Origin of the sequence: Microcoleus sp. FACHB-672 (genome assembly GCF_014695725.1) — a bacterium.
GTDB lineage: Bacteria > Cyanobacteriota > Cyanobacteriia > Cyanobacteriales > Oscillatoriaceae > FACHB-68.
In genome coordinates, this window is the sequence record NZ_JACJOU010000012.1 from 338714 (window position 1) to 353096 (window position 14383).

Below are 14383 nucleotides of genomic sequence, written 5' to 3' on the forward strand. Positions count from 1 at the left end.
CTTTTCTGCGTGTTTGTGCTTATTGAAAAAGTTTACTTAAGTTTTATTAGGTCGAATCAGAAGAACTACAGTCATGAAGATTTTTCAATCGACCGTGAAAATTAAAGCGCAGACGGGCAAAAGCCAAGCTAAAGCAACCTTGCTAGCATTGATTTTTAATTTTGTTAAATAGATCAATATGCCGTGGGCGATGTCAGAGGCTTAGTCGAATAGATGAATCTGCGAATCACCCGACTGCGGAATGGAGAAGGGCGACTGAGAACGATTTCAAATACATGAATCTGCGAATCACCCGACTGCGGAATGGAGAAGGGCGACTGAGAACGATTTTAAACAGCGCGATTTCAATTAGTGCAAAATTTATCTAAAGATTGGGCGCGGGTCGAGCTAACGGTTGAGCTGGCCTATCACATCAATGTAGATGAAGCTCTTACTGTGATTAAAACATTGGCTGACAAACTCTACAATGCCCCTAAAGGGAACGACAAAATCATCGAAGCTCCAGAAGTGTTGGGAATTGATGAATTTGACCCGTGGGGATTCTGGTTTGTATTTGGATTAAACTTAAACCGCTACAGCACGGTGTGTGGCGCGAGAATTCCGCCGGCGTCTGAAGCAGATATTTGATTGAGCCGACATCGCCATAGGGGACAGCACAACAAGCCCTATTATTCCGTAATTCCCTGGATCTGCGCGACGGGCACAACGGCAAAACCCTCAAGGGGCAACCCGCACAGACGAATCTTTCGATTTTCTATAAACTAATTGATTAGTCAGCAATTTCCCCGCCTCTCTCCTTTCCGAGGTAGCGTTTTAACTTTTCAGCCGCCAGTAAGGATAGATTGGGTGGGGGGGATTTCCAACGGGCACAAGGCCATAGAGAGCATAAATATCAGTGTTTCAGCCATTGCCTTCAACATTGCCGGCGGCTCAAACAAAAACTGACCCTTGTCAGCGTACTCCCTCTAGCCCCTAGTCCAAGCTCCCCTCATCCCTCTCTAAATTTGTTAAATTGATTGTTTGAATTCAAAAAAATTTACTTAATTAATACGGAGTATCTAGCCCCAGTCCTTCAGCAAGTCTGCAAATTTAGAGCAGCCATCAGGGCAGACTTAAGTATTGGCATCCCACACCTATACAAAAGAGCATCGGGGAAGGTTAGGCTAGTAATAACTGCTTCATAAACCCCTTGCCATTCAAACTCGGTCGTCTACTTCGTCCCCAAGTGCGGCAGATAGCCGGCCCCGCACATTCTATTTCATCTAGCCACGCTTGCAGTTCGTCCGTTCAGTTGAATTACGCACAACTGCCGATCTCAAGATTAAATTGGATGATATAGACTGTGCCGAGATGTAAAACCTTACCGATGAACTGCCTAAGGAAGGAAAGCGAGAAACACCCATGTCTAGCAAGCAAAATCAATTCACCATTCACTTCTGGGGCGTTCGAGGGAGCATCGCCTGTCCAGGATCGGAGACAGTACGATATGGCGGGAACACCCCATGCATTGAGATGCGGGTGGGAGGAAATCGCCTCATTTTTGACGGAGGCACCGGCTTAAGGCTTTTAGGCTTATCCCTGCTATCGCAAATGCCGGTAGAGGCGAATATGTTTTTCACTCACTCCCACTGGGATCACATTCAGGGGTTTCCTTTCTTCGTGCCGGCCTTTATTAAAGGCAACCGTTTCCACATTTATGGCGCTGTCGCCCCCAATGGCTCCACCATTGAGCAGCGTCTCAATGACCAGATGCTCCACCCGAACTTTCCAGTGCCTTTGCAGATCATGGGAGCTCAGCTAGATTTCAACAACTTAGAAATCGGCCAGCGCGTCCAGATCGGTGATGTTCTGGTAGAAACTGCCCTTTTAAACCATCCAGGCGAAGCCGTGGGTTATCGCGTCAACTGGCAAGGGTGTTCGGTTGCCTACATCAGCGATACAGAACACTTTCCAGATCGCATTGATGAAAACGTCCTGTGGCTGGCTCGCAACGCCGATGTGATGATCTACGATGCCACTTACACAGACGAAGAATACAATTCAGAAAAATCCAGTAAAGTTGGTTGGGGACACTCAACTTGGCAAGAGGCTGTGAAAGTCGCTAAAGCAGCCAATGTGAAAAAGCTGGTAATTTTCCACCACGATCCACTGCACAATGATGATTTTCTCGACAGCATCGCCGAGCAAGTGGGTCAGCAATTCCCCGACAGTCTAATGGCCCGCGAAGGACAGTCAGTTCAGTTAGTGCCCTCTTTTGTCCCTAGTTCTGAGCCAGAGGCAGTGGTGGATGCCAAGGTTTCAGCGTAAACGACTCCTGAACCCAATCGCCAACGATCTGAAGTGGGCTTTGCGTTTCGTTAGGGAGACTATCCAAAACTCCTCAACGCACAGGCACGGGCGTTGCGACCGGCGTAGATGTATCTAGATTCCAGCAACGCCGTTTTATCCACCAAATCAATGGTATCAGTATGTAACGATTTCTCAACCCTCCCACTGAACCCGCAGTCCTTACCGGCAGCATGATTAGGGGATGATTTCTTCATATCTTAGGGTTTCATCAAGGGCGCTAAACGGAGTCCGTTATAGTGCCTACTTGCCATGAGTCAGCTAACTGAATTGAGATTTTAGATTTGATAAAAATCCAAAATCTGCTAAGCAGGCAATCTTTATTTTATGTGTCAAAATCTAAAGCGCTTGAGGGTGCTGTCCTCTTTAACAAAAGCGCTAACACCAACTGCCATTGCCTTGGGAAATTTTGATGGTGTGCATCGTGGGCATCAACAGGTGGTGCGGCCTATTTTAAATAGCTATGTCACACCAGAAGCTTTTGCTGATTCTGCGCCGGCACTGGGGCAGCAACGGCAAATCAGTAATGGGGAACTGACTAGCAATCGGGGAGAAAACCTCTCTGTGCCTGTGTTCAACAGTTCCTCTGCTTCTGGAGCTTCATCCGCACCCTGCGCCACCGTCGTCACTTTTAACCCTCATCCGCAAGAGTTTTTTACCGGGCAGCACCGGCTTATGCTCACGCCTCTGGATGAAAAAGTGGCGTGTTTGCAGGCAATGGGGGTAGAACAGCTGGTGTTACTACCCTTTAACCAAGAACTGGCTGATTTAAGCCCCCAACAGTTTGTTGAAGACATTCTGGTCAGGCAACTACAAGCCACTCAGATCAGCGTGGGACAAGATTATCGCTTCGGGCACAAACGGGCAGGAACTGTCGAAGAGTTGAGTGCCTTCGCAGCCAAGTATGGCATTACCGTTACGATTGTCCCCCTACAAACCTGTGAGGGCGGAAGAATTAGCAGCTCAAACATCCGTCAAGCCCTACAGCAAGGTAACTTGCTAGTGGCAAACAAGCTTTTGGGACGATCATATAGCCTTGTTGGGCCGGTAGTCCTCGGTCAACAGTTGGGCAGAACTATAGGATTTCCCACGGCAAACCTGCAACTGCCCCCAGACAAGTTTTTGCCCCGATATGGTGTTTATGCCGTGCGAGTCTGGAAGGACAGCCACACAGGCGGTAATCAGCCGGCATTTGGGGTAATGAACATCGGCTGCCGGCCCACTGTAGAAGGCAAGCATCCCACTGTTGAAGTTCACCTGCTAGATTGGTCTGGGGATTTATACGGGCAAACTTTAACCGTCAGTTTGGAACAATTTTTGCGACCCGAACAAAAATTTCCTTCTATAGAGGCGCTTAAAGATCAAATTCAAGCAGACTGCATCGCTGCCAGAAGCCTCCTAATGGCTAATTGTTAGAGGAGAGGCTAGGGCAAGACTGTACTAATAAAAAAGTTACGGGGATAGGAAGAGAGAGACTAGAGGCTAAGGTCTAGCGACTAGGGAACAGTGGGAGAAATGCCTCATCCCTCTACTCTCGCACTCTACACGCAATCTAAACAGACAAACTTACTGGAAATGATTAATTGATAATGTGCTTTTCAATTATTTGTTAAAAAAAGCATAGAAAAAGACAAAGGCCAACTTTATAGGAGCATCTACCGGCTATGAGGGAAAGTATTGATCGCCTCACCCAAAATCTAAATCAAACCATCGTCGGTAAAGCCGATGCCATTCGCTTAGTGGTCGTTGCCCTGCTAGCCGGTGGCCACGCCCTGCTTGAAGACGTACCCGGTGTGGGTAAAACCCTGTTGGCCAAATCCCTAGCCCGCTCAATTGCCGGCGAATTTAAGCGCATACAATGTACCCCCGATCTTTTACCCAGCGACATCACCGGCACCAACATTTGGAACCCCCGCAAAGGAGAATTTGAATTTTTAGCCGGCCCTGTTTTTGCCAATATCCTGCTAGCTGACGAAATTAACCGCGCCACCCCCCGTACCCAGTCCGCCTTACTAGAAGTCATGGAGGAAAACCAAGTCACCGTGGATGGCATCCCCCATCCTGTTCCTAGACCGTTTTTTGCCATTGCCACTCAGAACCCCGTGGAGTATCAAGGCACCTTCCCCCTGCCAGAAGCGCAAATGGATCGCTTCACCCTCTCCCTTTCCTTGGGCTACCCAACAGAAGCCGAAGAAATGCAAATGCTGCAACGGCTGCACCAGGGCATCACTGTAGACGAACTCCAGCCCTGCATTAGCTTAGAAGAAGTGCGACAGTTAAGTGTTCTGTGTGCCCAAGTCAAAGTGGAAACGTCTTTGCAACAGTACATCCTCAACCTAGTACGGGCAACGCGGGAAGACGAGGAAATCACCCTTGGCGTCAGCCCTCGCGGTGCAGTAGCTTTGCAACGATCCACTCAAGCTTTTGCATTTCTTGAGGGTCGCGACTACGCCATCCCCGATGATGTCAAATTTCTCGCGCCCCATGTGCTGGCCCACCGAATTATCCCAGCCGGCGGACGGCGGTCGAAGACGATTGTAGATCGGTTACTGCGCTCAATACCCATTCCTTAGACTTGCGAATCCCTAATGGCTAATGGTTAATTAAATTAGTCATTTTCCATTTGCCATTAGTGCAATTAAATATGCCAAATTTTATCCAGCTAAAACCGCAACAACAAAAACGCCAGCGCAAATTCGTTGTGCTGTTATTGTCAATCTTAATCTGCACTCTAGTCATGGGAAAAGCCTTAGCCCAATCCCTAGAACCTTCCAGAATTAGCACAATAGATCCTATCGGCAAAAGCCACCAACTGGGAAAAGAACTTTATTTGGAAAACTGCGCCGGCTGTCATGTGGCGCTGCCACCAGAAGTGATGCCCACAGAAACCTGGCGGCAACTACTGCTAGATCCACAACATTACGGGCGGCAATTACAACTGCCGGTGGGTCCCCCTCGCATCCTAATATGGAGTTATCTGCGAGATTTTTCTCGCCCCCATACTAAAGAGGAAGAAATTCCCTACCGGCTGCCGCAATCTCGCTATTTTAAAGCCCTTCACCCCCGCGTCAAACTGCCCAGACCGACCAGTGTTGGCACTTGTCTCACCTGTCATCCCTCTGCAGATCAATACAATTTCCGGCAGCTAGCGCCAGAGTGGCAGGATTCTCCTTAATATAGGATCTAGAGGAACTGTGAAGTGTCTGTCGTCACTGGGTTGGCACAGGTGGAGATTGCCCCACTAACCCCAGGCCACAGACCCCTAACATCCTTCATCCTCGATCCTCCATCCTTTCGACTCCCTCTCCTGCCATGCTGAAAAATTTGCTCGGAGATCCAAACGCACGCAAACTAAAGAGATATCAGCCCTTTGTCGCTGATGTCTACATTCTGGAAGAAGAAATCCAGGCGCTCTCCGATGAGGCTTTAACAGCCAAGACAGCAGAATTCAAACAGCGACTAAAATCAGCCAAATCTCTCAACGAAGAGAAAGAAATGCTGGATGAACTGCTACCGGAAGCCTTTGCGGTGGTTCGGGAAGCAGCTAGGCGGGTTTTGGGTATGAGACATTTTGATGTCCAAATCCTCGGCGGCACCATCCTCCACAAAGGACAAATTGCCGAAATGAAAACCGGCGAGGGCAAAACCCTGGTTGCTACCTTACCCTCCTACTTAAACGCACTCAAAGGCAAAGGTGTACACGTTGTCACCGTCAACGACTACCTGGCTCGCCGGGACGCTGAATGGATGGGACAGGTGCATCGTTTCCTGGGATTGAGCGTCGGTTTGATCCAGCAGGGGATGAACCCGGATGAGCGCCGGCGCAACTACAACTGTGATATCACTTATGCGACAAACAGTGAGCTAGGCTTCGACTACTTGCGCGACAATATGGCCAGCTCAATGGCAGAAGTGGTGCAGCGACCCTTTAACTACGCCATCATTGACGAAGTTGACTCGATTTTAATTGACGAAGCCCGCACCCCGCTGATTATTTCAGGACAAGTTGAACGCCCCACAGAGAAATATCTGCAGGCGGCTGAAATCGCTAATGCCCTGCAAAATGAAGAACATTACGAAGTGGATGAAAAAGCTCGCAATGTTCTTTTAAGTGACGAAGGGTTTGCGGAATCAGAGAAACTTTTAGGCGTTACGGATCTCTACGACCCTAACGATCCTTGGGCGCACTATATTTTTAACGCCATTAAAGCGAAAGAATTGTTCATCAAAGACAAAAACTACATCATTTTTGAAGATGAGGTTGTAATCGTTGATGAATTTACGGGCCGCGTACTTCAAGGCCGGCGCTGGAGTGATGGTTTGCACCAGGCCATTGAAGCGAAAGAAGGGGTAGAAATTCAACCAGAAACCCAAACTCTGGCCACCATTACCTATCAAAACTTCTTCTTGCTCTATCCCAAGCTGTCTGGCATGACCGGCACTGCGAAAACCGAAGAAGCGGAATTTGAAAAAATTTACAGCTTAGAAGTCACCGGCATCCCCACCAACCGTTCTGCTGGACGTCGGGATTTGCCCGATGTGGTCTATAAAACCGAAGCCGGCAAATGGGTTGCTGTGGCGGAAGAGTGCGCTGAAATGCACGAAAAGGGACGCCCGGTGTTGGTGGGAACAACAAGCGTGGAAAACTCAGAACAGCTTTCCGTACTGCTGCGTGAGCGCGGCATTCCCCACAACCTACTCAACGCTAAACCAGAGAACGTTGAGCGAGAATCAGAAATTGTGGCCCAAGCTGGACGCAAAGGTGCTGTAACCATTGCCACGAACATGGCCGGTCGAGGCACCGACATCATTCTGGGTGGGAACGCCGACTACATGGCAAGGCTGAAAGTGCGGGAATACTTCATGCCGCTGATCGTGCAGCCAGAAGATGAAAGCAACTTTGGTTCCATGCGCGTCGCCGCAGCCGGTGGCAGAAGCAATGCCCAAGGTTTCGGCACCACAAAGAAAGTCAAAACTTGGAAAGTCTCTCCCCAGATTTTCCCCACTCAACTCTCCCGCGAAGCCGAGCAAATGCTCAAAAATGCTGTGCAGTTTGCCGTGCAAAGCTATGGGGAACGCTCTCTGTCAGAACTAGAGGCAGAAGACAAAGTGGCGGTTGCTTCAGAAAAAGCCCCCACGGATGATCCCGTCATTCAAAAACTGCGGGAAGTTTACAATCTTGTTCGCCAGGAGTATGAACACTACACCAGCCGCGAACACGATGAAGTGGTGAACCTGGGCGGGTTGCACGTCATCGGCACCGAACGCCACGAATCTCGCCGGATTGACAACCAATTGCGGGGACGTTGTGGCCGGCAGGGTGACCCCGGTTCCACCAAATTCTTCCTCAGCTTGCAGGATAACCTGTTGCGGATTTTTGGCGGTGATCGCGTGGCCGGCTTAATGAACGCCTTCCAAGTCGAGGAAGATATGCCCATCGAGTCGAGAATGCTGACTCGTTCCCTCGAAGGCGCTCAGAAAAAGGTTGAAACGTACTACTACGACATCCGTAAACAGGTGTTTGAGTACGACGAAGTGATGAATAATCAGCGTCGGGCGATTTATGCTGAACGCCGGCGGGTGTTAGAAGGTCTTGACCTCAAAGAGCAAGTGATCAAGTATGCGGAAAAAACGATGGATGACATCGTTGAAGCTTACGTGAACCCAGATTTGCCTTCGGAAGAATGGGAACTCAACAAATTAGTTGAGAAGGTGAAGGAATTTGTCTATCTGCTGCGGGATATGGAACCCCAGCAGTTGGAAGACTTGTCGATGGAGGAAATCGAAACTTTCCTGCATGAACAAGTTCGGATCGCCTATGACTTAAAAGAAGCACAGGTTGATCAAATCCAACCTGGTTTGATGCGTCAAGCTGAGAGATTCTTTATCTTGCAACAGATTGACACCCTCTGGCGCGAACACTTGCAACAGATGGATGCTTTACGGGAATCGGTGGGACTGCGTAGCTACGGTCAAAAAGACCCCTTGATTGAATATAAGAGTGAAGGCTACGAACTTTTCCTTGATATGATGACCGATATTCGCCGGAATGTGGTATACTCCCTATTCCAATTCCAGCCGCAGGTGCAGCAGCCGGTGCAAGCCTCCTCGGAGATGGTGTGAAGTAGGGGCTAGGGACTAGGGACGATGGGGAGAATTTTTTATTTCCCAATGCCCTATGCCCCATTCCCCATCCCAAACTTACCTTTTACTGATAAGAGGCATGAGGATCTGGCTGGTAATGCGGCCATCTTCAAGCTGGTAAAAATTTAGCTGTCCGCCCATTTGTCGCATTACCCGCTGGCAAATAACCAAATGTAGACCGGGAGGCTGTTCCAGGCTGGAGGGAACGAGTAAATCGATATCGTGACCGGCCTGTAACTCGCTCAGCAGGAGATTCGGCATTTCCCCAGAATCCGTAATCGACAGCTCTAAACGGTTTTCGTCAAAAGGCCGGCACCAAATATCTATTCTTGCACCCATTTCAGACCGGCGGCACGCTGCCAGCAGCACCTCATAAAGCACCCACTCAATTTTGATCGAGTCACCGCTGACATTGAGATGAGTTTCACTGTGCACCTGAGTCCAAAGTTGACGCTGATGAATGACCCCACCGGCACGATCAAGCGTTCGCCGCATCAAACTGGCAACGGGAATAATTTCACCTTGGGTTTGCAGATGCCACTGTTCCTGTTTCAGCAGATCGCGCATTGATTGAATCGAACTGCCTAACTGCCGCAAAATCTGCTGGAGGCGCATAATCTGCAAGGAACCAAAACTGCCTTTATGATTGCCCAGCTCCGTTAGTTTTTTCACCCCCGACTGCATGGCTCGAAAAAAGTCCTCCAAGCGCCGGTGTTTATACCAATTCAAACATTCCAGCTCTTCTCGCTGCCACTGAAGCGATGAGGTAAGCATCAGGTAACGGCGAGACCAAGCAAGTTGGTTCACTAAAAAAGTCATCGCCCTCACCGCATTGGGTGACCACCGGCGATCTGCCTGATCGGCAACCACCAAAATTCCCGTTGGCTGATGAGCCGGCGAAGTTCGCAGCGCCATCACCAAAATCTGGCCAACTCCCGGCCCATTGAGCCACTGCCTCGTGTCCAAGGGCAAATCGCTTGCTTTCACCTCCAGCGGTTCTGACATTTGCAGCAGCGCCCATTGAACCAGGGCATCCGTTTGGACGGGGACGCCGATCTCGGTATTCAGCGAAAACAAACTATTGGCGATTATCGGCGCAACAATCCGGCCTACAGCTCTCCCCGGCAACCACGTCACCAACGTCACAAGAGGACAGCTCATCACTTGAGCCAACTGCTGCACTCCCAACCGTTCTATCTCCTCCAACGGCAAATGGCCTGATTGCAGCAAATTTGTCAACCCTGATTGAATCATTGTCAGAAGTTGTTGCTGTTGCTCATTAGCGGCTTGTAGCTGCCACTGGTGCAGAATCAGACCAATCTGCTGACTCACCACGGCGATCAATTCTCGCTCTCTATGGCTCCAAGAACGCGTGGTTTCGCTGGCCACCACCAGCAGCCCTTCAATGCCATGACCTGGAGAGGTGCCGCACACCAAAACTGAACGCATCCCCAAATCGAAAAACGCAGAACGCCAAGCCATCAACTTGAAATCTTCGTTCCAATTTTCAATCGCGATCGCTTCGGGACTTTCTTGCAACATCTGAGTGTCTACCTCAGTGAGGGGACTCAGCGGCGTTGATATTGCCCGCCGATTGGCCGGCTGGTTTTGATAGCAGATGTCAAACTGATTGTGTTCAGGGTTGTAGAGAAGCACAAGAAATCGATCAGCCTTGAGGTGTGCTACAAGTTGCTCTCCACAGGTTTTTAACGTGGTCTTCCAGTCATCGTCACTGTAAATCGCATGGGTGACGCCGGCAGTTAAGGCCCGATCCAACTTTGTTTGGTCAAGGGTGGCTTCCATTTGAGACAAAGGAGCAACCAGAGCCAGTAGTTGAGCCGCCCCCCGGACATAGTTTTTCTCTTGTTCCTGCCAAATCCGGGCATCGTTGCCCTCGACTGCCAGAAACCCCAAAATTTCCTTTTGAAACAAAATGGGGGCTGCCAGCAGCGATCTCGCCCGAATCTGCTGCATTAAGCGAGCGGTAATATCCCCTTTGAGGGAGGAATGAGCTTCTCCAATGGAAACAATTTGATCGCTCATTAGCGCTTGATAGAAGCCCCCCAGATCGGACACCATGATGCCTGAGGCTGCTTGATTGTTTTCTCCGAAAGGTGATGTTTTGTGATGATTGCCCACCCTGCGCCAGAAGTAGCGCCGAGTCGGCTCAAACCAGTAGACATTGGTTCGGTTGGGGGCAACAAATTTATGCGTTTCTTCAACGACTGCCTCTAGGCATTGATCCAGGGTGGTGAGGGAACGCAGCCGGGGAAGCAATGCCAACAAGGGCTGTTCCGGATGTTTGGTTTGCCGGCGCTGCCAGTCAATCTCTAGCCGGTAAAAAGCTGCCGCCAGCCCGCCCAAAATGATGGACAGCCGCGCCTTCTCGTGGGCTTTGGGCGAGATGCCCCACAAGTTAGACCCCAGCATGGCAACGCCAAAGCAGCGATCTTTATAACGCATGGGGAAAATTAGCGTGCCTTGGATGCCCAATTGCTGGGCCGCTTTGCGCCACTCTCCAGCCCGCGTTTCTTCTCGCAAATCCGGCACGCCCACAGGTCGTTGTTGGATCACGACCTGCTCTAAAATATCACCGGGAGTGAGGTTAAACCTCTGTTTGAGAATAGAGGCTTCTCCGTTGCCACTGCGCCCTCCCTTGCCTAATAATCGGTGATCGAGGCGATCATAGACGCCAATCCAAAGCAATTGATAGTCAAATGCGATTTCAAGGTATGAGAGGGTAGTTTCAATTAGAACATCGACATTCTCCTCTTCTCGGAGAGTTTGGAGAGTACGCCCCAAGGCAATGAGCTGTTTTTCGTAGGTCGTCTGTTTTTGCTGACCCATCTCAACAAGTTTAGATTTTAGATTTTAGATTTTAGATTGGAGATTGGGGATTGGAAAGATTACTTACCACCCACTACCCATTACCCATTACCCATTACTTGGTCTTTAGTTACTAGCCACCGTGAGGATTGATCTTGGATATTTATCGATCAGGTATACGTCCTGTTTTGTTTTCTGGATTGAATGTTGATTCAGAGTGGTTGCATCATCAGACTATGGATCTGCTGAGCTGGCTTAACCGGCAAGGCGATCACCCACCTGCTAGTTGGATTCAATCACAATTTCAGCGCTCTTGTTGTTTTTCTGACACCCGATTGGAACAAAAATTGTGGGGGCTGAATTTTTCTAATCCCGTTGGTTTAGCCGCTGGGTTTGATAAGGATGGGGTTGCCGCCGGCGTTTGGGCAAGTTTTGGCTTTGGCTTTGCTGAATTGGGAACGGTAACTTTGCAAGCTCAAGCCGGTAATCCCCGCCCTCGATTATTTCGCTTGCCGGCAGATCAAGCTGTCCTCAATCGCATGGGCTTTAACAATCAGGGGGCAGCGGCTATGGCAGCGAGGTTATCTTCTTCCCCTCCTCATTTGCCGGTGGTAGATGACCCCGAAGCAGTGACTGATCGCAACATCCCGATTGGAATTAATCTGGGTAAATCTAAGGTAACACCGCTAGAGGAAGCTGCGGCAGACTATCTTGGTAGCTTTCAGCTTCTCAAAGATTTAGGGGATTATTTTGTGGTGAATGTGTCGTCTCCCAATACTCCCGGACTGCGCTCCCTACAGGATGCCGGCCAGCTTGCCACGATTTTGGACGCTTTGCAACAAGAAAACCAGAACAGTAAGCCGATTTTGGTTAAAATCGCACCGGATCTGGAATGGGAGGCGATTTCACAGGCGATTGAGGTGGCCAAACAGTACCGGCTGGCTGGAATTATTGCGACGAATACCACCATTCGCCGGGATACTTTGAAGACTGAGTTATTATCACAAACAGGGAAATCTGTCAAAGAAGAAGCGGGGGGAATTAGCGGATTCCCGCTCAAACAGCGATCAACAGAGGTGATCCGGTTTATCTGGCAGCAAACTGAAGGACAGTTGGCAATTATTGGCACCGGCGGCGTATTTACTGCTGAGGATGCCTGGGAAAAAATTACAGCCGGTGCGAGTTTATTGGAAGTTTACACGGGTTTTGTTTATGAGGGACCCTGGATGGTGCGCCGAATTCTCGCCGGCTTGCTGCAAAAGTTGGAGGAACGGGGGTTGGGTAATATTTCTGAAGCGGTTGGATTGGAAGGGGGGAAGGGTTAGGGGGAGACAAACCTCTGGCTTGTTTAACTTGTTGCATCCTGAAATAAGAAGCCTGAGTCTGCTAAAACATAAAGGTTCAATGCTGCTGTCATTCTAGATTTATGCTGCATAAAAGGTTTCTCCTTCGCCGGCGCTTTTTCTTCGTGCTGTTAGGATTGGGTGCGGCGCTGACACCACTGATGTTGAACTACTATGTCAATGCTGTGACTAGCAGCCGGCGCTACACGGATATTTCTCAAGTGCCTGAAGAGGATGTGGCGGTTGTTTTTGGGGCAGGTGTGTGGGAGGATGGTAGCCCGACGCCGATGCTGGCTGATCGGGTACAAGCTGCAGTGGATCTCTACAAAGAAGGGCGGGTTCGCAAACTCTTGATGACTGGCGATAACAGCAGCGAAGATTATAACGAAGTGAAAGCGATGCAGGAATACGCTGCTGAACGCGGAGTGCCGGCTAAGGATATTCAGTTGGATTATGCCGGTTTTAGCACTTATGAAAGCTGCTATCGGGCGAAGGAAATTTTTGGGGTGAAACAGGCTGTTTTAATTACGCAAAGTTACCATTTGCCGCGTGCGGTTTACACTTGCCGGCAGCTAGGTGTGGATGCTGTTGGCTTAGGAACGCCCGATTGGGAAAAATATCGAGATCGCTCAATGATGCGCTATGCCGGGCGTGAGGTGTTGGCTGTAATTAAGGCGCTATGGGAGGTTCATGTTACTCGTCCAGAACCTACTTTTTTGGGTCCATTTGAGGGAATTAAGTGAGGTGTTGTGGGAAGTTGTATAAGAGTTTTTTAACCACAGATGCACACAGATAAACACAGATGTAGGCATAGCCTGTGGTTAGGTAGAGGCAGATAATTTGATGGTTTTTGGGATAGGAACATTGCCTGTTGGGGCTTTTTTTTAGTGAGTGAGTTTTGTATTTAACGGGCATAATATTTAGCTGTTCATAAACATAATAGGAAAGTAAATGGCTCTTTATCTCGATTCGGCAATTATTAGTGAAGCTCAATCTGCTAGCAAATTGGGGTGGGTTACTGGTATTACGACGAACCCGACTCTTTTAGGTAAAAGTGATTTAGCGCCGGCAGAAACGCTTAAGCAATTGAAAGCGATTATTTCTGGAGAGTTGTATTACCAACTCACGGCTTCTGATTTTGATGGCATGGTGGCGGAAGGAAAGGCGGCATTTGAATTGATCGGTGAGCAAACTGTGTTGAAGGTGCCGGCAACTGAGGTGGGTTTTCGGGTTGTGGCGTCTCTTTCACCGAATATACCTTGTTCGGTTACAGCAATTTATAGTCCAGCGCAGGCGGTTGTGGCAAAAGAAGCAGGGGCGAAATACGCGATCGCTTATGTTAATCGTGCTACTCGGCTGTTGGGGGATGGGGTGGCTTTGGTGCGAGATATGGCGAGTGTGTTAGCAGGCAGTCAGACAAAAATTTTAGCAGCGAGTGTAAAATCTCCAGAAGAAGCGGTGGCGACATTACAAGCAGGGGCGCATCATTTAACTTTACCGATGCCGGTTTTGCTGGCAATGGCAACTCATGAATTATCGCAGCAAACTGTTGATGAGTTTGCTAACAATGGACGCGGCATTTTGGGATGAAAGTGTGCCGGTGATTGAAGTTACAGCGCTTTTGAGAGATATGAGGTACACTCAAGGGAACATTAAAGGTATTGAGAATCATAATGAAACCGTACTCAGTAGATTTGCGAGAAAAAATAGTCAATGCTTACGAC

At 49.2% G+C, this 14383-nt stretch carries 11 protein-coding genes; 9 read left to right on the top strand and 2 right to left on the bottom strand.

The features are described 5' to 3' along the window. Window positions 1–351 precede the first annotated feature (351 nt). Together H6F56_RS08045 and H6F56_RS08050 are read left to right on the top strand one after the other, a co-directional pair. Window positions 352–627, top strand: a complete 276-nt coding sequence (locus tag H6F56_RS08045) for a hypothetical protein (protein WP_190666572.1) — start codon at window positions 352–354, stop codon at window positions 625–627. Window positions 628–1401: 774 nt separating this feature from the next. Then, window positions 1402–2307: an MBL fold metallo-hydrolase gene (locus tag H6F56_RS08050; RefSeq protein ID WP_190666574.1), complete on the top strand. Its 906-nt coding sequence runs from the start codon at window positions 1402–1404 to the stop codon at window positions 2305–2307. A gap of 59 nt (window positions 2308–2366) precedes the next feature. Here the strand turns inward: H6F56_RS08050 and H6F56_RS08055 are convergent, their stop codons facing one another. Continuing rightward, a complete protein-coding gene (locus tag H6F56_RS08055) occupies window positions 2367–2543 on the bottom strand; it encodes a hypothetical protein (RefSeq protein WP_190666575.1) in 177 nt (58 codons plus the stop codon). 130 nt (window positions 2544–2673) lie between these two features. Here H6F56_RS08055 and H6F56_RS08060 point away from each other — a divergent pair, with 130 nt between their 5' ends. The 4 genes from H6F56_RS08060 (at window position 2674) to secA (ending at window position 8469) form a co-directional block, all read left to right on the top strand. Beyond that, the gene (locus H6F56_RS08060; protein ID WP_190666577.1) at window positions 2674–3762 is read left to right on the top strand and encodes a bifunctional riboflavin kinase/FAD synthetase; all 1089 of its coding nucleotides are present in this window, start codon (window positions 2674–2676) and stop codon (window positions 3760–3762) included. Window positions 3763–4010: 248 nt separating this feature from the next. After that, window positions 4011–4919 (top strand): AAA family ATPase, encoded by a 909-nt coding sequence (locus H6F56_RS08065; protein ID WP_190666579.1) that lies wholly within the window; start codon window positions 4011–4013, stop codon window positions 4917–4919. 71 nt (window positions 4920–4990) lie between these two features. Further along, entirely contained in the window at window positions 4991–5521 is a 531-nt protein-coding gene (locus tag H6F56_RS08070; protein WP_190666580.1) for a diheme cytochrome C, read from the top strand. Window positions 5522–5658: 137 nt separating this feature from the next. Then, the gene (secA, locus tag H6F56_RS08075) at window positions 5659–8469 is read left to right on the top strand and encodes a preprotein translocase subunit SecA (RefSeq protein WP_190666582.1); all 2811 of its coding nucleotides are present in this window, start codon (window positions 5659–5661) and stop codon (window positions 8467–8469) included. 78 nt (window positions 8470–8547) lie between these two features. Here secA and H6F56_RS08080 read toward each other — a convergent pair whose 3' ends face one another. Then, a complete protein-coding gene (locus H6F56_RS08080; RefSeq protein ID WP_190666584.1) occupies window positions 8548–11337 on the bottom strand; it encodes a GAF domain-containing protein in 2790 nt (929 codons plus the stop codon). 134 nt (window positions 11338–11471) lie between these two features. Here H6F56_RS08080 and H6F56_RS08085 point away from each other — a divergent pair, with 134 nt between their 5' ends. From H6F56_RS08085 to H6F56_RS08095, 3 genes are all read left to right on the top strand, one after another. Then, window positions 11472–12641, top strand: coding sequence for a quinone-dependent dihydroorotate dehydrogenase (locus H6F56_RS08085; RefSeq protein WP_190666586.1), 1170 nt, complete (start codon window positions 11472–11474; stop codon window positions 12639–12641). 101 nt (window positions 12642–12742) lie between these two features. Further along, entirely contained in the window at window positions 12743–13402 is a 660-nt protein-coding gene (locus tag H6F56_RS08090; RefSeq protein WP_190666588.1) for a SanA/YdcF family protein, read from the top strand. 208 nt (window positions 13403–13610) lie between these two features. Further along, window positions 13611–14249: a transaldolase family protein gene (locus H6F56_RS08095; protein ID WP_190666590.1), complete on the top strand. Its 639-nt coding sequence runs from the start codon at window positions 13611–13613 to the stop codon at window positions 14247–14249. The last annotated feature ends 134 nt before the right edge of the window (window positions 14250–14383 follow it).